Consider the following 18929-nt stretch of genomic DNA (forward strand, 5'->3'; position numbering starts at 1 on the left):
TGATTTGTGATTAGAAACCTAGTTTTAGATTCAAGCCGATGGTCCTCGTCGAAGGCAGGTTTCCATATTCTACACCCTGAAAATTACCTGCACCCAGGTTTACGTCCGGATCAAACGGCAACTTTCTCTTGGCAACTCCCGGGATATCCAGGATAGCGCTTCCACGATAGATAAAGAATAGGTTACGTGCGATGAACGAGATCCGCGCATTCTTGATAAAGAAGTTAGGACCAGTCGGAATATTGTAACCGAGCGAAAGCTCTCTCAAACGAACATTGGTAGTGGAATAAGTAAAGAATTCACCCCACGAATAACGACCGCCTGATACTGTTGTCCAGAAATCCTCCGCATTAATCGCCGAAGTATTGGCTTCGCCTGAGCGCGTCACGCCCGGGAGTACCCAGCCACCTTCTCTGTTGTTGGTGGTGTATGCTGCATTTCCGTCAAAAGCCAGGTTAGCTTCTGTACCAGAAGTCATTACACCTCCGAAACGACCATCGATCAAAAACCCTAACACAAAATTCTTGTAGCTGAACTGGTTGCTGAAACCCAATGTAAATTTCGGGTTGAAGTTCCCTATGATCTCGTTGGTTTTAGTTACTACCGGACGGCCGCCACCTTTACCTAAGCTATCCGGGGTAGTCAGGATGAATGCGCCTGTTGTGCTGTCCCGATCCCATTTCTGTGAGATAAGATCTCCGTAGGAGCCGCCTTCTCTTACAATCGGGCTGGCAGTACGTCCGTATCCGCCTGCCAATGCAGCTTCTTTGATTTCAGGGCTTAGCTTTACAATCGTGTTTTTGTTACGTGCAAAGTTCACCATCATATCCCAGCTAAAGTTTGCAGTTCTGACCGGCTTGGCAGAGAGGGAGATTTCTACCCCTTTGTTATTGATTTTACCCGCATTGATAAACTGGAATGCAAATCCCGAAGCAGGCGCCAGCGCCAGTTTGAGCAGCTGGTTTACCGTATTGGAATTGTAATAAGTTACATCCAGTCCCAGGCGACCATCAAATGTGCGAAGATCGATACCGAACTCCGTTGAAGAAGAAATCTCGGGTTTCAGGTTTTCGGCAGGTTTGGTATCATCACGGGAAATGAAGCCCAGCTTGTCAGGTCCGCCACCTTGTGAGAAAGTGTAGGTTTGAACCAGCTGATAAGGATCGGTATCATTACCTACCTGCGCCCACGATCCCCTGATTTTGGCAAAGCTGATCCACTCAGGCAGTTGCATTGCGTCAGAAAGCACGATGTTTGCTCCGAATGACGGATAGAAATACGAGTAAGGTTTTGGCAATGTAGAAGACCAGTCATTGCGCGCCGCCATATCCACGGTCAGGAAGTCTTTGTAAGAAAGAGAAGCGGTACCGAATACATAATGCAGCTCTTTTTCACTGAAATCAGCCCGTTGGGTTAATGTAGTGGCGAATGAAAGATCAAACTTGTTTGGCACGTTCAAACCGTTTGCAAAACCACCTACCTGCGAAAAGCGCTTGTAAGTTTGTCCCGCACCGAAGTTGTAAGTCAATGCAAAATCTTTACCGATGTTATGATTTCCCGAAACAATTACATCCAGGTTCTTCTCAGAAATATTGTTTGTAAAATCCTCGTAAGATCCGCCTGTGCCAGCAAACAGCAATGTTCTGTTGGCCCAGCTTCTTGAAATGCGGTCATCATACCTGTCGAAACTGATCCTTCCCTGCACATTAAGCCAATCTGTCAATTCGTATTTGGCAGAGCCGAGAATGATAGTCCTGTTCCTTTTTTCCGTATTTGGTGTTTTGTTGATCGTCCAGTAAGGGTTCATGTAAATGGAAGAAGTAGTCCAGTAAGTTGGATTTCCATTCTCGTCCTCGTAGTTCTTGTAAGTGTTCAGATCAACGCTCCTGGGCACTTTGTACACATTCATCACAGCACCACTTTCTTCTCCGGCGCGCGGCTTATTTTCGATGGTCTGATTGGTGTACGTGATTTTCGCGTCAGTAGAGAACTTTTTGCTGAACTGCGTGCCTATACGCAGGTTCAAAGTGTGCCGCGTCAATCCATTGTTCGGAATGATGCCCTGGTTGCTATTGTGGGTATAAGAAGTATAAGTCTGCACCTTGTCAGTTCCAGCCGAGATACCGATCGAATTGTTGGTCGACACGCCGGTCCTGAAAAAATCCTTTACATTATTCGGGTAAGTAGTAGCGGCTGCACCCCAGCTTTGACTCGCTTTTTCAGCAAAAGCGCCCCCATTACCTTGTCCGTACGTATTTTGAAGCTGCGGCAGAATGAATGGATTTTCAATTACGACACCGGAGTTGATGTTTGCTGAAACCGAACCCGCCTTTCCTTTTTTTGTCGTGATCATAATAACCCCGTTGGCCGCGCGGCTACCATATAGTGCAGACGCCGCCGCTCCTTTCAGTACGTTCATTGACTCAATATCGTCGGGGTTGATGCTCGAAGCACCGTCGCTTCCATTCACACCACCAAAATCGCTGCCCACCTGTCCCTGAACCGTGTTATCAATGGGAACACCGTCCACCACAAAGAGCGCATTGTTATTACCTGAAATGGAGCGGTTACCACGCAAAGTAACGCGGGTAGCAGAGCCTGGCCCACTTGCACCCTGTGTGATCACGATACCCGCCACCTTACCTGAAAGGGTATTCACGAAGTTGGCATCGCGGACATCGGTCAGCTGCTTCCCGTCAATTTTCTGGGTTGCGTAGGTAAGCGACTTCGCGCTTCTTTCGATACCTAATGCAGTTACCACCACTTCTCCGAGGTTTCGTACATCGGGATCAAGGCTTACAGTAATTGTGCTCACAGATCCGGTTACGGCTACTTCCTTCGAGGTATAACCTACTGAAGAAATGATCAGCGTGGAACCGGACGCAGCAGAAATAGAGAAGTTACCGTCAGCGTCTGTGTTTGTACCCCGGGTGGTGCCTTTAATGAGAATATTAGCCCCTGGCAGTCCTGCACCATTCTCGTCATTCACCTTCCCCGTGACCTGCCGGTCCTGGGCGAATGCGGTGCAACAAAGAAATGCTACATGAACGAACGTCAGTAGCATCAACCGTAAATTTTTAGTCATAGGTTTCGTTGGGTTTTTTAAATTTTTTGAAATTTATATTCATTTCAACAGAATAGCAATTTATTCGGTTAATTATAATTGCACTAAACTAATATTCTGAGATAATGAGAACCACAGCCGTTAAAAGTGCAACAATGCAGCTGAAAAGAAATATTATTTGTCGAGAATACATTTATAACATCAAAAGAAATTTGGCTGCGTGCTCGAAACACCAATTTAGATTCGGCGTTGGCTGCTACTTACAACACCCATTGAACAACGGAATGCAGCTTTGCCGGCACAACGCGGAAAACGCACGCAAAAAGCCACGACAGGCCGCGTGGAGCATGTTATTGAACTAGTATTATAATAAGATTGAAAAGCGCGGCGGGATTTTGGCGCAGAAGCTAGTAGTACTTTCGCCAGCCGCCTAACACAGCTCCCGTAATGGCATAAACGCATACACTCACGCCGCCGTCGATCAGCGCCAGGAGAAAAGGTTTGAGGGAAAAAAGATCTTTGACGATCGTGTCAAACAGGATGAAGACAACCCCGAACAGCAAACCTGTCAGAAAGCCGCTCCATACAGACTTAACGGGAATTTTGGTGAAGACCCAGGCCATTGTGTAGGCCATGAACGAGGAGGAAACAATGCTTGCAAGATAAGGAGCCGGGCTCGTGGCAGCTTTGATCTGGTCCATGGTGAAACCATTCAACGCGATCCACTTTTCAGAAAAGGCACTGTACCATATTGGAGGAATAATTTGCCCGATCACTACGCACACCAGCACGGCCCAAAGATTGACAGATTGTTTTCTCATGTTAAGATTGAGTGTGTTATTCAGTCATCGAAAGGAACTCACGAACCCAAATATAAAAGGATTAACTATTAATTGTGCTTTTTATTTAGACGATATAACAAAATCGATATTACGCCTCAAACCTTCAAATTTGGCCCTTTTTACAGGCGACCGTTTGAAAATTTCCTTAAACACTTCCTCCGTAATTTCCTGCCAATCGCTCATTTTAAACCCTGCCAAAGTTTCCGGCAGATCGAATGCGGGCGTAGAGTGCGGCTTGGAAAAACGGTTCCACGGACATACATCCTGACAGATATCACATCCGAATATCCAGTTGTCAAATTTGCCCGAAACGTCCTGCGGTATCGCTTCTTTCAGCTCGATGGTGTAGTAACTAATGCATTTGCTCCCGTCGACTACAAATGGTTCTGTAATTGCATCGGTCGGACAAGCGTCAATGCAGCGGGTGCAGGTACCGCAGTAATCCTGGACGGGACCGTCGGGAGCCAATTCGAGGTCGCAGATGATTTCCCCAATAAAGAAAAAGCTGCCCATCTCCCGGTTAAGCAAATTGGAGTGCTTCCCGACCCAACCCAGTCCGCTTTTGGCCGCCCAGGCTTTGTCCATTACCGGCGCAGAATCCGTGAACACCCGGCCATTTACTTCCCCAACCTCCTCACTGATCGCCAGCATAAGCTGCGACAGCTTTTCTTTTAATACATAATGGTAATCGGTACCGTAGGCGTATTTGGATATTTTGAGATCGTCCTCTCCCTGGGGAAGCTGCTTTTCGGGATAGTAATTCAAGAGCACGGAGATAACACTCTTTGCACCATCAACGAGCTTACGTGGATCAAGTCGCTTGTCAAAATGGTTGGCCATGTAACCCATTTGCCCGTTCTGGCCTTTGTTAAGCCATTTTTCCAGGCGCGGCGCCTCTTCTTCCAGAAACTCCGCTCTGGAAATACCACAGAAGTCGAAGCCGATTTCTTTCGCCTTCATTTTCACGAACCCACTCCTTTCCTGGCTTACTAGATCTGCGCTGGTCATCTTGCAAATTTACAAATTGATTGTAAAATGCCATCTTGTCAGTATTTTAGCTCTGGCAAAATAATTTACTTCAATTGGTGCATTGTATAAGTCACGTTATTATTAAGAATTATGCCTGAAAACACAGATTTCAACATAGATCAAGACAAAAATTACGAAATGAACGAGGAAAATGTGCCATTGGAAACTGACAGCACGGTAAATGATGAAAACAACGAAATTTCCAATTCGGTACCGCTTGACAATGCAGGACAGGAAATAAAAAATGAAGCACCTGCTCAGGAAGCTGATCCATTGACGGCAGCAAAAACCGAGATTGCTGAGCTGAAAGACAAGTACCTGCGTCTGTATGCGGATTTTGAGAACTTCCGCAGAAGAACAGCCAAGGAAAAGCTTGAAATGATTTCAGGTGCCGGCGCCGACATGGTAAAGCTCATTCTCCCGATCGTGGACGATTTTGAACGTGCCAAAGTTTCATTTGATTCTTCCACCGATGTGGAAGCATTGAAAGAAGGTGTGGATTTGATTTACAATAAGTTGTTCAAGGCTCTGGAATCAAAAGGATTGAAGGCAATGAGCTCGAAAGGAGAAGTTTTCGACGCCGAGATCCACGAATCGATCGCACAGTTCCCTGCGCCTTCCGATGATCTGAAAGGCAAGGTGATTGACGAAATTGAAAAAGGATATTATTTAAATGACAAGGTCATACGCTACGCGAAAGTGATAGTAGGGGCTTAGTTGAATCAAGATTGCTCAGCCGCTTTACATGGTACATTAGCAAAACATAATGGCAAAGAAAAGAGATTATTACGAGGTACTAGGCGTAGACAAGCAAGCTACTGCGGATGACATTAAGAAAGCTTATCGCAAGCTTGCGATCAAGTTTCACCCGGACAAGAACCCTGACGACCCGACTGCGGAAGACAAGTTTAAGGAAGCAGCAGAAGCTTACAGCATCCTGAGCGACGATAACAAGCGGGCACGTTATGATCAATATGGTCACGCGGGTGTAGGCGGCGCAAGCGGCGGCGGAGCTGGTGGCTACGGAGGCGGCGGGTTTACGATGGACGATATTTTCTCTCAGTTCGGAGATATATTCGGAGATAGCAGCCCATTTGGGGACATTTTTGGTCGTGCGGGCGGTGGTCCTGGCGGCCGTCGTGTTCGGAAAGGTTCAGATCTGCGCATTAAGCTTAAACTGAACCTGGAAGAAGTTGCGAACGGTGTTGATAAAAAAATAAAGGTAAAACGGCACGTAACCTGTAATACATGCGGCGGTAACGGAGCCAAAAACGGCACTTCGCTAACAAACTGTAATGGATGTAACGGAACCGGTCAGGTACGCAAGGTAGTAAGTACCATGCTTGGACAAATGGTTTCTACCAGCACCTGTCCTACCTGCAACGGAGATGGCAAGATCATCAGCGAACGTTGCGATGCTTGCGCGGGTGAAGGAAGACTTTTGCAGGACGACCTGATTACATTGAATATACCGGGCGGTGTGGCAGAAGGAATGCAGCTGTCGATGTCGGGCAAAGGTAATGTACCAGCGCGCGGCGGAATGGCAGGCGACCTGCTGATCGTGATAGAGGAAGAAGAAGATGCCATGCTGAAACGCGATGGAAATAACGTTGTTTTCGATATGCATTTGAGCTTCATCGATGCTGCATTAGGTACCTCGGTCGAAATTCCAACGATTGACGGAAAGGCGAGGATCAATGTAGAATCGGGTACGCAGGCAGGTAAAATCCTTCGGTTGAAAGGTAAAGGCATTAAAGACCTGAATGGATACGGAAAAGGTGACCAGCTGGTTCACATTAATGTGTGGACACCACAGCAGCTATCATCTGACGAACGTGAAACGCTGGAATCGCTGCGCCACTCGCCTAACTTCCAGCCGAAACCAGGCAAGAACGAAAAAGGTTTTTTTGATAAAATGAAGGATTTCTTTCATTGATATAAATACCTGAATTACACGAGCCGCTTCTTTCGGGAGGCGGCTCTTTTTTGTTGCCAGCGCCCACTTCCAAAAATTCAAACTGCCGTAACATTCATTACCCTTGTTGCGGATACTTTTGTTGTTCAGCATTTATTATTATGAAAAAAACACTCTTATCTCTATTGATCACATCCGCTACTTTTCAGCTGCAGGCGCAGTCGGCAAATGAACTTACCCTGGCTACTTATAATGTAAGTATGGAAGCGGAAAACTACTTTCCGCGTGGCACACCCGGGCTTTCAGAACAAATCCTGGTTAAAGAACTGTCTTCGGGCCGCAATCAGCAGATCAGGAATATTGCGAGGATTATCAAAACTGTTCGTCCTGACGTCATTCTGCTGAATGAGTTTGATTATGTGAAAGACGGAACCACAAGCGTGGGCGCATTCATCAAAAACTACCTACAGACCGATTCAGACGGCGCGAAAGGGATTGATTATCCTTACTACTACTATTCAACAGTAAATACCGGCCAGCCTAGTCCGTTCGACCTTGACGGGAACGGGAAAGCGGAACAGTACGGAAACGACGCCTGGGGCTTTGGCAATTACCCGGGCCAGTACGGAATGGCGTTGCTATCGCGGTATCCGATCGACGAGGCGCAGGTAAGGACTTTCCAGCACTTCAAATGGAAAGATATGCCGGGTGCATTAAAAATCACCAAACCTGACGGAAGTGACTGGTACTCGCCGGAAGCTTGGGCACAATTTCCTCTTTCGTCAAAATCCCATTGGGATATCCCAGTGAAGGTGGGAGCAAAAACAATCCACGTACTTGCCAGCCACCCTACCCCACCTTCTTTCGACGGTCCCGAAGACCGCAACGGAAAGCGCAATCATGACGAGATCCGGTTTTGGAAAGATTACATCAGTGACGGCGCATACATTTATGACGACAATGGGAAAAAAGGCGGTCTGGACTCAAATGCCGCATTTGTAATCATGGGTGATCAGAATGCTTCGCCAGATGAAGGCAATGCAATTGGCGAGGGAATACGTTCATTGCTCAATGATCCGAAGATTAATAACGAGCTAACTCCGGCAAGCAAAGGCGGCGCGGAACATAGCGCGGGAAATGCATTTGCCAAAAACCATACTGCATTCTGGCGAATGCGTGCAGACTACGTACTTCCGTCCAAAAATGGTTTCAAGATCCTTGACAGCGGTGTATTCTGGCCTGCAAAAGGAGAACCAATGGCCGAACTGGTAGAAAAAAGAGAATCCAGCTCCGATCACCGTTTGGTTTGGGTGAAAGTGAAGCTGGATTAGCCCGTCTGTGTACATGCCCTTCGACTGCGCTCAGGGTGACAACACTTCGACTCCGCTCCTTGTGACAACGTAAGAAGCTTGTCAGTCTGAGCGCAGTCGAAGACTACTGCCCTCCATACATATTAAATGCAGCCAGGTGTTTCTGGAAAACTTGCTCGTACTTTTTAGCAGCGGCTTCCTGCTTGGCTTCGTGGCATTCCTGCACAATAACTTGCAGAATGTACAGGTAAACGTTACTGTCGCGGCGGCGCGTGGTTCCGTTATCCTTAGCCCACGTAAGCACTTCGTCAGCGCGGGTCACCATTGTGTCTGCTATCTTTAATGCACGGGCTGTTTCTCCCAGATCAAACAATGGCCCAATGAAGTTGGCCGAGAACTGATCGTAAGGGATACTCTCGTCAGGCATTGTCGCCAGCGATCTGTCAATCGCTTTCTTGGCTTCGTCTTTGCGACCGTCTGCCAGCAATTGACCGGCTAAGCGCAGGAATGCAATTCTTGCAGTTGCAACCGGAGAACCCAGGTACGTATTGTCGTAATAGGTATTCGGATTATCAAGCTCGCGCCAGAACATTTTGTTCATCAAATTGTTGTACATCACGTCCGCATTCACATAACCATCGCTTGCGCCCGGCACTTTCACAGGCAACAATCTATACGCATAACCTTCCAGCTGCATATATTCTTTCAGGTTCAGGTAGCTGGATCCGCCCAATGTTGACGAGAAGTAGATCGGCCTTTTCCAGTCGTTTGTTGCGATGATATCAAGCATGATCAGGTCAGATTTATACAAATCACCTTTGCCGATTGTCCAGCTGATCGAGTCACTTACGAAAGGCAGCAGGTCCGACTTAATGATGTTCATCTTTTTAACCGCATCTGCATTCACCGGCAGGAACAACACCGACGAAGGCAGGATTGAAGTCATATCTCCACTCGTCAGCGGCACCTGAATAGCCTTGTTCTCCTGTTTAACCAGTCCGAGGTATTCTTTCAGGTTAATACCATTTTTCACACTCGGTATTTCATAAAAAGGAACGATATCGTTTTTACCAAAAGCATAATTGCTCTTGTCCAAGGAAATCGGAAGCGCTTCTGACAGATAGGTTTTGCGTTTCATCTGATCGATATACCAGTCGGTACCGAGCAAGCTGAGGTTACAAACTCGCACGTCGGTACGGAAACCTTCCACTTCCTGCACGTACCACAATGGGAATGTATCATTATCGCCGCCTGTAAACAGGATCGCATTCGGTGCGCAGGAGTTGAGCAGGTTTTTAGCAAAATCAACTGAATGGTACCGGTGGCTGCGGTTGTGATTGTCCCAACCTTTGGCAACCATAATAACCGGAACTACCATCGCAATGCCCGTCGCAGCAATGGCCCTGGTCGATGAATTGCCAATAAACTTGCTGATCGCATCGGCAATAGCGAGTACTCCAAATCCGATCCAGATACAGAATATATAGAAAGATCCTACGTAGATATAGTCACGCTCGCGTGGCTCAGTTGGGGGAGAATTGAGGTAAACCACCAATGCGACGCCCGTCAGAATGAACAGCAGTCCCAAGACGAGCAGGTCTCTTTTTTGGCGGAAATACATCATCACGATACCGAACAAGCCAAGCAGGAACGGCAGCATAAAGAAGTTATCGTGCGCCTTATTGTTCTCGATCGGTTCAGGGTACTTCTTGCTGATATCCCAGGGAAGCAGATTCCCTGCACCTTCCTCGTCACTTTCCCGGCCTACGAAATTCCACAGGAAATAGCGCCAGTACATGTGACCAATCTGGTAAGAGAACATAAACGACAGGTTGTGCCCCATTGTGGGCTTCTGACCTTCGGCAAGACCAGTTAACTGCTGATATAATTGCGGGTGACCGGGCTGCGTGCTGTACATACGCGGCAGCAACATACTGCTGCCTGGCTCATATTCATACTCAGGACGATAATCGTAGATCGCGTACTTTCCATTCTGCTTGCGGTACATCGGCGCACCACGTTTCTGACTTACCGGACGGGACACGAAAGAAGGTCCGAAAAGCAGCGGGCGGCTTCCATACTGCTCCCTTTTCAGATAGGAAACAAAGCTCAGTACGTCGTTTGGATTGTTCTCATTAATAGGCGGATTGTACTCTGCACGTACCAGCACCATCAGGTAACTCGCATAGCCGATCAATACAAAGGCAAGTGAAAGCAAGCCTGTGTTGAGCAGCACATTGCCTTTTTGATGAGAATACCGGATCCCCCAGATCAATGCGCCCAGGAAAATGATAATGAAGAAAATAACTCCGGACTTGTAGGGCAATCCAAGCGAGTTAACAAAGAAGATCTCGAATTTACCCGCAACGCTCGGCAGGCCGGGGATGATGCCGGAGTTGATAATAGCCAGAATCACCAAACCACCAACAAATGCCATTATTCCGCCAAAAACACTTGGTTTCGGATATTTCTTGAAATAATAAACCAATGCAAGCGCCGGAATGGTAACCAGGTTGAGCAAATGAACACCGATAGAGAGACCCACCAGGTAAGCGATCAGGATCAGCCAGCGATTTTCGGCAGCAGGATCTTCTACCCGCTCCCATCTGAAAACAGCCCAGATTACGATCGCTGTAAAAAACGAAGACATACCATATACCTCGGCTTCAACTGCTGAGAACCAGAACGAATCGGACCAGGTATAAGCCAGTGAGCCAACTGCAGCTGCACCTAGTACCAGGATCAGGTCGCCGGTTGTCATTTCGTTTTCAGGCTTGGCGACGAACTTGCGTGCAAGCAGCGTGATTGTCCAGAACAAAAACAGGATCGTGAGTGCACTGCTTAACACAGACACCATGTTGACCCAGTAAGCCACGTTGGTAAGATCGCCAAATGCTAATAATGAGAACAAGCGGCCTATTAAAAGAAAAAAGGGTGCTCCCGGGGGGTGAGGCACCTGTAATTTGAACGCACAGGCGATAAACTCGCCACAGTCCCAAAAGCTGGCAGTTCGTTCAACGGTAAGTGCGTAGGTGATGAAGGCTATTGCGAATACAATCCAACCCGCAATGTTGTTGGAACGGTTGAAACGGGTCATCTGAGAGATGGTAAATTAAAAAATATGATATGCAAAATGTGCTAAACTGGTTTCATTGACAAAACAGTTTTATCAACGATGGGCCAAAAATAGCAAAATAACAACAAGGTAAAGTCCCTTACTCTCTTAAAAAGTGTTAAGAACTACTTGTAAAAAATCCATTTCGCCAGCTCCTTATAGGTCACCTTTTTCCCGTACATCAGAATACCCACACGGTAAATCCGGGCAGCCAGCCAGGTAGTTGCCATAAAGCCCAGAACAAGCAAAACCATCGATAATGCAATCTCCCAGGCAGGTACGCCAAACGGGATCCGCACCATCATGATGATCGGTGATGTGAATGGAATGATCGAGGTCCAGAATGCGAGACTTCCGTCGGGATCGCGGAGTACGAACTGCGCGAATACGAACGAGAAAATAATTGGCAAGGTAATGGGCAGCATAAACTGCTGCGTGTCCGCATCATTGTCGACCGCCGCCCCTACTGCGCCAAAAAGCGCGCTGTAAAGCAGGTACCCGCCCAGATAGTAAAACAGAAAACAGCCCAGAATGAGCGGAATGTTGAGACTATTGATAGCGCCAAGTACTTCCGTTATCGGGTTTTCCACAGATCCGCCGGGTACATTCTGGTTGGGCATTCCCTTTTGTACATTCTCCATTTGCTGCTGCATTTGCACGGAATCTTTCGGTATCTGACTGCTCAGAATAGCAGAAGTGGCACTTGTAAGTGCGGTTGTGAGCAGGATCCAGAGTACAAACTGGGTAAGCCCCACAAGTGCTACTCCGATGATTTTACCCAACATCAATTGGAATGGCTTTACGGATGATATAATTACCTCAACAATGCGGCTGGTTTTCTCTTCGGTGATCCCGCGCATTACCTGCGTTCCATAAATAAAAACAGACATATAGATCAGAAACGCGCAGATCCCACCAATAACAGTAGCTGCGCCTGAACTACTGGTTTTCTCCCCTTCCTCACTCAGGCTGATCGTTTCCGAGCTGACATTGACACGTGAATCTTCCAGTATTTTGTGTGTAATACCTGCCTCCGAGAGCTTGATATCTTCAATCTGTTTTTCAATAACCTTCTCGATTTCGGATTTAAGGTCCATACTGACATTTTTTGCAGCATATATCTTCACCGATTTGGGCTCTTTGATCACATTCTTCGGGATGTAAACCAATGCATTTGCCTCCGCTTTTCTGAAACCCGTTTTAGCAGAATCAAGATCGCCGGTAATGAAGCTGAATTTTAATGTTTCAGAATCCTTGAATTCATTGCGGAACAAGCCGCTTTCGTCCAGAACCTGTACGGTCTTCGTATCGATGGATCCGATCGCTACCCAGATCACTACCGCATAAAAGCCCACGAACAGCAGCGGGCCCAGCAAGGTCATGATCAGAAAGGATTTCTTTTTGACACGGACGAGGTATTCTCTTTTTATGACAAGGAAAATATTGCGCATTTGGAAGGAAGTTAAGGTTGGTTAAGCAGCTCAGGCCTCAGGTATCTCATTAACAGACCGCATGAAGATATCGCTCATACTTGGTATGTTCTCGCCGAAGGAACGGATTTCTACATTAGGTAAAAGGCTAGCCAATAATGCGTTAGGACTTCTATTCTCACCAATATGAATGGTCGCCCGGCGGTAATCGTCTTCCACTTCTTTGTCAGCCGATATTTCGAAAAGTCCCTCCAAGACGGGTAGCGAACCTTTGTATTCGACGAAGTAAGTGTTTGTTTTAAACTGCTCTTTGATTTCCTTTTTTGGGCCGTCCAGCACCTTTTTCGATTTATGTATCAAAGCTATGTGATCGCAAAGCTCTTCAACGGTTTCCATCCGGTGTGTGGAGAAAATGATCGTGCAGCCTTTCTGTTTAAGTTCCAGGATCTCGTCGCGGATCAGGTTGGCATTGATGGGGTCAAATCCCGAGAAAGGTTCATCGAGAATGATCAGGTCCGGCTCGTGCAAAACAGTGGATACAAACTGGATTTTCTGCTGCATTCCTTTTGACAAGTCGGACACACTTTTATCCCACCAGGTTTTGATGTCAAACTTAACAAACCAGTGTTTCAGCTTTTCCATTGCCTCTTTTTGAGACAAACCTTTGAGTTGCGCCAGGTACAGCAGCTGGTCACCCACTTTCATTTTCTTATACAAACCCCTTTCTTCGGGCAGGTAACCTATTCTCGAAATGTGTTTGTCACCTAACAACTCCCCGTCGAACAGGATCTCGCCTTTGTCCGGGCCTGTGATCTGGTTGATAATGCGGATCAGCGAAGTTTTCCCCGCGCCATTCGGACCGAGCAAGCCGAAGATCTTTCCTCTTGGAATGGAGATACTTACATCATCGAGTGCCACGTGATTGGCGTACTCTTTAGTAACATTTCTGACTTCTATGATATTCATTTGCTGAGAATCCAGGGTTAAGGCACCAAAAAGTGCAAAGTAGAGGGGTATTATTAAAGTTACAAGCAGAAAGCGGATTTTGGTGACCAGCGGTAAAAATAAAAAAGCGGGCGGGAAACCGCTCGCTTTATCAATGAAGGTGTGCGAAGTATCAGATCACATATTTCTCCCGGATCTGGAATAAGATCCAAAATCCGATTACGGCGCCAAAAACTGCAAAAAGCAAGGCGAGCTGTACAAGGTTACTCACAACACCGATCAGCACGGCATAGTAAAGCAAATTCCAGCCAGCGCGTTTTCTGGCGCGCAACGGATTGAATGCCATCAGGTACATAATCAATGTGAGTATACCTAATGCAATACTGAGATAGAAGTTAAACCCGATCCCGGCCGGCATTGCGCCAAGGCCTAATGCAGCACTGCCGATGCCGAAAGCAGTGACAAGTCCAAATACTGCGATAATCGATAAAACAAGAATAAAGTAAGGTCCGTAAGTGACCAAAAACTCCTTAACGCTTTCGGAAAACGGCGGGAATTTGCCGAGAAAGATAGGTTCAAGTTCCTTTTCAAGAGGTAGTTTTGATTCCATTGAGGGGCGATTTTATGGTTAAAAAGAGATAAATAAATCTAGTCAGATTCCCTGCAAACCTAACGCCCCATTCTTTAACGTGCCGCTATTGTTTAGCCAGCGGCTATTCCTTTGTCAAAAACCTATTTACTGGTACCTGCCTAATCTTCCGGATAAGGCACGAAAACAAAACCTGAGAATTCGCCGATCAATGCAAACAGGCAGCAATATTCATCGGCGTTTTTGTAGTTTTCGGTAAAAAGCAGCATTGATTCTTCCCCGATCAATTTCCGATCTACAAACTCCTGCATATAAGATGCCCGGTAGCTGAATTTATTTGACAGCTCCTGTGCATCAATCAGCAATGCGCCGATGTGCAGCTCATTGTTGGTCACTACAAAAATGGGAAAATCCGAAAATCCGCGTTTGCGGATCTGGTAAGAAGCCTCCTTTAACTGGTCGGCCACTTTTACAAAATCCTCTGATATATGCCCCATCAGCTTCTGATTCAATTCCGGAGAATTAGCATCATCCATCAAGGCGTTTTCGTTACTGTTGTTGATCATTGTTTTTAGATTACTTCGGCTTTCGGCTTTCGGCGGTCAGCTTTTTTACTTCGGCGGTCGGCCGTCGGCGATTTTTTTAGATTACTTCGGCTTTCAGCTTTCAGCCGTCAGCTTTTTTTTACTTCGGCTTTTGGCAGTTGGCTTTTTTATTCTTTGGCTTCGACAATCAGCATTTTTACTTTTACATCAAAAGAAGCCGATAGCTGAAAGCCGACTGCCGACGGCCCCTTCACATTCTCGCAGCCAGCAACAACGTCAGATCTTTGTACCGCATGTTGAAGCTTCGGGCGATGTGGGAGTTGGTGAGTGTTCCTTTGTGACAATAAACTCCCTTCATAAACCAACGGTTGGCATAAATCATTTCCTCAATGCCACCTATTGTGCCGGTTTGCAACAAAAATGGTAAAAATACATTGCTCAATGCGGTGCTTGCAGTATGCGCCACGCGCGACGGAATGTTCGGTACGCAATAATGGATTACGTCATTGTATTTGAAAGTCGGGTTCTTGTGAGTAGTCATTCTTGATGTTTCGAAAGAGCCGCCCTGATCAATACTTACATCGATGATTACTGAGCCTGCCTTCATTTTCGAGACCATTTCTTTGGTAACAACCAACGGGCTCAATCCGTTTTCAGCGCGCATTGTCCCAATTACTACATCTGCCCGGCCAATTGCCTCCGCAAGGATATCGGAGTCAATGATAGAAGTATAAAGGTTTTGACCAATCGCATATTTCAGCCTCTGCAATCTGTAAATGTGTTTGTCAAACACCTTCACATCAGCCCCGACGCTGATTGCAGCCCGCGTCGCGTATTCAGCGACCGTACCTGCGCCCAGGATCACGATCTTGGTCGGCGGAACGCCCGTTATTCCTCCCAAAATGATACCGCGACCGCCATTTGGTGTCGACAGGTACTCGGCAGCGATCAGAAGCACCGTACTGCCGGCAATTTCTCCCATTGCACGGATAATCGGCTTACCTCCAACTTTGTCCTCGATCAGCTCATAGCCGATTCCGGTAATTTTCAATTCATTCAGCTTCTCGAAATATTGTTTTTCCAGCGCAGGCAGATTGAGCGCAGAAATGACCGTAGTACCGGACTTTACGTAACCGAATTCACCGTCTACAAGCGGCTCGATTTTGAGGATAACCTTGGCCTGATACACTTCCTCGGGAGTTTGCACGATCTTGGCCCCGGCCTCGCTATACTCGTGGTCTGAGAGGTTCGCTCCTTTTCCGGCATCTTTCTCCACCCAAACCTCATGACCGTTCCGCACCAGTATCCCGACCGCGTCCGGCGTCAATGCAATCCTGTTTTCCTGCAGCGAAACCTCCCTAGGAAGACCTATGTGCAATGCATTCTGATCTTTACGAACAGCCATTAATGACTCCTGGGGATATAATATCGACTGCTTGGCCAGCTCTTCGAAGCCGGTGATCTGTGATTGCGCCATTGAACGAAGAAAGTGAAACTAAATCCGGTATGTGTTATTCTTAAATCCTCTTAACATTTAATATTCTCGTGCCATTTTCGTCTGCGCTGAGGTCAAGATGCAGGTAATGCTCCGGCCAGAGGGATGCGATCATTCCCGGCCATTCCACGAAGCAGAATGAGCCTGAATCGAAATACTCCTCAATTCCCATATCCAATGCTTCCGTTTCATCTTTGATCCGGTAAAAATCAAAGTGAAAAACAGCATCCTGACCTGCCGCGTACTCATTTACGAGCGAAAACGTGGGACTTTGTACGTGTGACTGAACGCCTAAATGCCTGCAAATGGCTTTGATCAATGTCGTCTTGCCCGCGCCCATGTGACCTTCAAAAAGCCACACCGGGATATCCTTTCCAAATTGCATCAGTTCTGCGGATACCTGCTCCAACTCTTCCAATTTGCTGAACCGTATTGTCACTGGCTGATTGCTCATTTTACAAAAATAAACATTTTGAAAGAACCCGGCATATAATGTGCGTGGAAGACCAGTCTATAAAACAAATGTCGTTGCATCGGCGGTTCAAGGAATGTTGAATTTCACTCCGTTCTTTCAAACTCCAGCGAGCTTCCCTAATTCAATCAGAAAGATAGTTTAAGGCACTAAGTTTCTTTTTCTGAGCGGGCCGGAGAACAATGCGCACAAACTGATAATCAAAAACTAGTTTTCCTACATCACGTGAATCTCTTCTATTGCGAATCTATATTCGTCCTCTCCAACATCAAATACCCGGCAGCCCACTGTTAAATCTCCACGTTCTCCATCATAATACAGGGGTATGTCAGCTGCTACTTGATTGGGATACAATGTTTCAAAAAGGTAGGTATCTTCTATGACGTCGTCAGGAGTGGGAGACAGTGTTCCTGGGTGGGAATCCACGATCTCTTCAATCTCCTCCTCGGTCAGTTCCTTTTCATAATCCAGATCATAAACTAGTCCGAATTGCCTGTTTGCAATGAGCGTCATCAGTTGCTTGAAAGCTAAAATCGCTTTATCCTTTTCCATACATTCAATTCTCATTTGAAACGTGTTCTCGTCTTTGTATCCAAAGTTACTCCAAGATTACCGATTGCTATTTTATGCTCTGCCGCAGGACTGTTGCTTTTCCTCGCAAGTGTACAGAAAGTGCATTCCAGTATCTGTTTCCGGGCATACCTCGGACCGCAACGTCTTGTTATGATATGGCGAGCTCGCACAATCCTATAAAACAAAAAACCGGAGCTGCGACCCATCTCCGGTTTACTTTCAATATTCTTTACTTACACTCTCCATTCCTTCTGCATTGTTCTTCCGAGCAGCTTATCTGCCTCTTTATCCTGCACGAAGTTCTCCCTCCCCGGATCCCATTTCAGCGACCGGCCAAGCCGGTATGCAATGTTGCCGATGTTGCAAACACTCGCTGTCCGGTGCCCGACTTCCACGTCACAAATGGGCGGCTTGCGTGACCTGATTGCATTGATAAAATCCTGGTAATGATTTGTACTCACATATACATCGGATTCGCCTTCCTGAAAAGTCTTGTCTTTCAAAGTTTCCGGCGTGGTTTTCAGTTCTCCTCTTGCAACAAATACTTCTCCTTCCGTTCCCACAAAGTGGCAATGCTGCTTGCCTTCCATGGGCCGGTGAATTACTTCTGTTCCATTTGCGTACTTATATATCAGCCCTTGTTTCGGATCTGAATAGATAAGCTCAACCGGGCCGCTGCTGTCCATATTCAAGCCCCATTGCGCAATATCAAACATATGAGCGCCCCAATCGGTCATTCCGCCTCCGCCAAATTCATCATAGTTTCGCCAGGCCGGCCAGAAATTAGCGTCTATCGCGGGCGCGAGCTGGTTATTGTAGGGTCTGTCGACCGTGTTTGGGCCCATCCACATTTTCCAGTCCAGTCCGGCTGGTGGGGTTTCGGCTTGCAGGTCCCAAACCTTTGGCGGCCCACCAACATTCACGTACACTTTTTCAACTTTCCCGATCGCACCACTCCGCACCAGCTGCACGGCTTTCGTAAACTCAGGCGCAGACCGCTGCATACTACCGGTTTGAAATACCCGCTTATGTTTCCGGGTTGCTTCTACCATGGCCCTACCTTCCCGTACTGTGAGCGATAATGGCTTTTCGCAGTAAATATCCTTTCCCGCCTTTGCAGCCAGAACCGCCATTGAAGCGTGCCAATGGTCTGGCGAAGCGATTACGACCGCGTCAATATCTTTGTCGGAAAGAATCTGCCGGAAATCCGAATGCGCTTTGGCAGCATTATAGTCGGCTTTTCCGGTCTTTTCTGCATACGATTTATTTGCAGCTGTCAAAAATGTTTCCAGCTTGACCGGGTAAACGTCAGAGGCGGCAGTTACCTGCACTTCGGGCAATGCGATAAAACGGTTACGCAACCCACCGGCCTGACGGCCGCAGCCGATAAAGCCAAATACGATCTTGTCGCTCGGCGCAGTAAAACCTTTTCCCAAAACGTGCCGCGGCACAATCATGAACGAGGAAACGACCGCTCCGGCTTTCAGAAAGTCGCGGCGGTTCAGACGTGTTACATTCATATTTTTTAATTGAAATATCCCTAACGAAAGTAAAATAAAGCGTGAAGTCAGTAATTCTACTGAAAACCTCGTCTTTGTAAAATGT

15 protein-coding genes are annotated in these 18929 nt (G+C 46.9%); 3 read left to right on the top strand and 12 right to left on the bottom strand.

All coding sequences use genetic code 11. From position 1 onward, the window contains the following. Positions 1 to 10 precede the first annotated feature (10 nt). The 3 genes from Q369_RS0101195 to queG form a co-directional block, all read right to left on the bottom strand. Complete coding sequence (locus Q369_RS0101195; RefSeq protein ID WP_031525775.1) at positions 11 to 3085, bottom strand: SusC/RagA family TonB-linked outer membrane protein; 3075 nt, start codon at positions 3083 to 3085, stop codon at positions 11 to 13. 386 nt (positions 3086 to 3471) lie between these two features. After that, positions 3472 to 3885: a DUF1761 domain-containing protein gene (locus Q369_RS0101200; protein ID WP_031525777.1), complete on the bottom strand. Its 414-nt coding sequence runs from the start codon at positions 3883 to 3885 to the stop codon at positions 3472 to 3474. 81 nt (positions 3886 to 3966) lie between these two features. Beyond that, positions 3967 to 4914, bottom strand: a complete 948-nt coding sequence (gene queG / locus Q369_RS0101205) for a tRNA epoxyqueuosine(34) reductase QueG (protein WP_031525779.1) — start codon at positions 4912 to 4914, stop codon at positions 3967 to 3969. Between the two features lie 111 nt (positions 4915 to 5025). On the opposite strand from queG, the gene Q369_RS0101210 reads away from it, so the two are divergent. The 3 genes from Q369_RS0101210 (at position 5026) to Q369_RS0101220 (ending at position 8181) form a co-directional block, all read left to right on the top strand. Then, positions 5026 to 5652, top strand: a complete 627-nt coding sequence (locus tag Q369_RS0101210) for a nucleotide exchange factor GrpE (RefSeq protein ID WP_031525781.1) — start codon at positions 5026 to 5028, stop codon at positions 5650 to 5652. Between the two features lie 49 nt (positions 5653 to 5701). Further along, entirely contained in the window at positions 5702 to 6871 is a 1170-nt protein-coding gene (gene dnaJ / locus Q369_RS0101215; protein WP_031525782.1) for a molecular chaperone DnaJ, read from the top strand. A 140-nt stretch (positions 6872 to 7011) separates the two neighbouring features. Further along, positions 7012 to 8181 carry an endonuclease/exonuclease/phosphatase family protein gene (locus Q369_RS0101220; protein WP_031525783.1) on the top strand — a complete coding sequence of 390 codons (1170 nt, stop codon included), beginning with the start codon at positions 7012 to 7014 and terminating at the stop codon, positions 8179 to 8181. A gap of 103 nt (positions 8182 to 8284) precedes the next feature. Here the strand turns inward: Q369_RS0101220 and Q369_RS0101225 are convergent, their stop codons facing one another. The 9 genes from Q369_RS0101225 to Q369_RS0101265 form a co-directional block, all read right to left on the bottom strand. Beyond that, on the bottom strand, positions 8285 to 11257 hold the full coding sequence (locus Q369_RS0101225) for a glycosyltransferase family 117 protein (RefSeq protein WP_031525784.1): 2973 nt from the start codon (positions 11255 to 11257) through the stop codon (positions 8285 to 8287). 143 nt (positions 11258 to 11400) lie between these two features. Then, a complete protein-coding gene (locus tag Q369_RS0101230) occupies positions 11401 to 12726 on the bottom strand; it encodes an ABC transporter permease (RefSeq protein ID WP_031525786.1) in 1326 nt (441 codons plus the stop codon). 30 nt (positions 12727 to 12756) lie between these two features. Continuing rightward, a complete protein-coding gene (locus Q369_RS0101235; protein ID WP_031525788.1) occupies positions 12757 to 13671 on the bottom strand; it encodes an ABC transporter ATP-binding protein in 915 nt (304 codons plus the stop codon). 151 nt (positions 13672 to 13822) lie between these two features. Beyond that, on the bottom strand, positions 13823 to 14260 hold the full coding sequence (locus tag Q369_RS0101240) for a hypothetical protein (RefSeq protein WP_031525790.1): 438 nt from the start codon (positions 14258 to 14260) through the stop codon (positions 13823 to 13825). Between the two features lie 140 nt (positions 14261 to 14400). Next, a complete protein-coding gene (locus tag Q369_RS0101245) occupies positions 14401 to 14805 on the bottom strand; it encodes a hypothetical protein (protein ID WP_031525792.1) in 405 nt (134 codons plus the stop codon). Between the two features lie 229 nt (positions 14806 to 15034). Then, positions 15035 to 16261: an alanine dehydrogenase gene (locus tag Q369_RS0101250; RefSeq protein ID WP_031525794.1), complete on the bottom strand. Its 1227-nt coding sequence runs from the start codon at positions 16259 to 16261 to the stop codon at positions 15035 to 15037. Positions 16262 to 16301: 40 nt separating this feature from the next. Further along, a complete protein-coding gene (gene tsaE / locus Q369_RS0101255; protein ID WP_031525796.1) occupies positions 16302 to 16733 on the bottom strand; it encodes a tRNA (adenosine(37)-N6)-threonylcarbamoyltransferase complex ATPase subunit type 1 TsaE in 432 nt (143 codons plus the stop codon). Positions 16734 to 16967: 234 nt separating this feature from the next. Then, positions 16968 to 17303, bottom strand: a complete 336-nt coding sequence (locus Q369_RS0101260; RefSeq protein WP_031525798.1) for a DUF7668 domain-containing protein — start codon at positions 17301 to 17303, stop codon at positions 16968 to 16970. A 254-nt stretch (positions 17304 to 17557) separates the two neighbouring features. After that, positions 17558 to 18844, bottom strand: a complete 1287-nt coding sequence (locus Q369_RS0101265; RefSeq protein WP_031525799.1) for a Gfo/Idh/MocA family protein — start codon at positions 18842 to 18844, stop codon at positions 17558 to 17560. Positions 18845 to 18929: the final 85 nt, after the last annotated feature.

It is taken from the genome of Dyadobacter crusticola DSM 16708, from assembly GCF_000701505.1.
Taxonomy (GTDB): Bacteria; Bacteroidota; Bacteroidia; order Cytophagales; family Spirosomataceae; genus Dyadobacter; species Dyadobacter crusticola.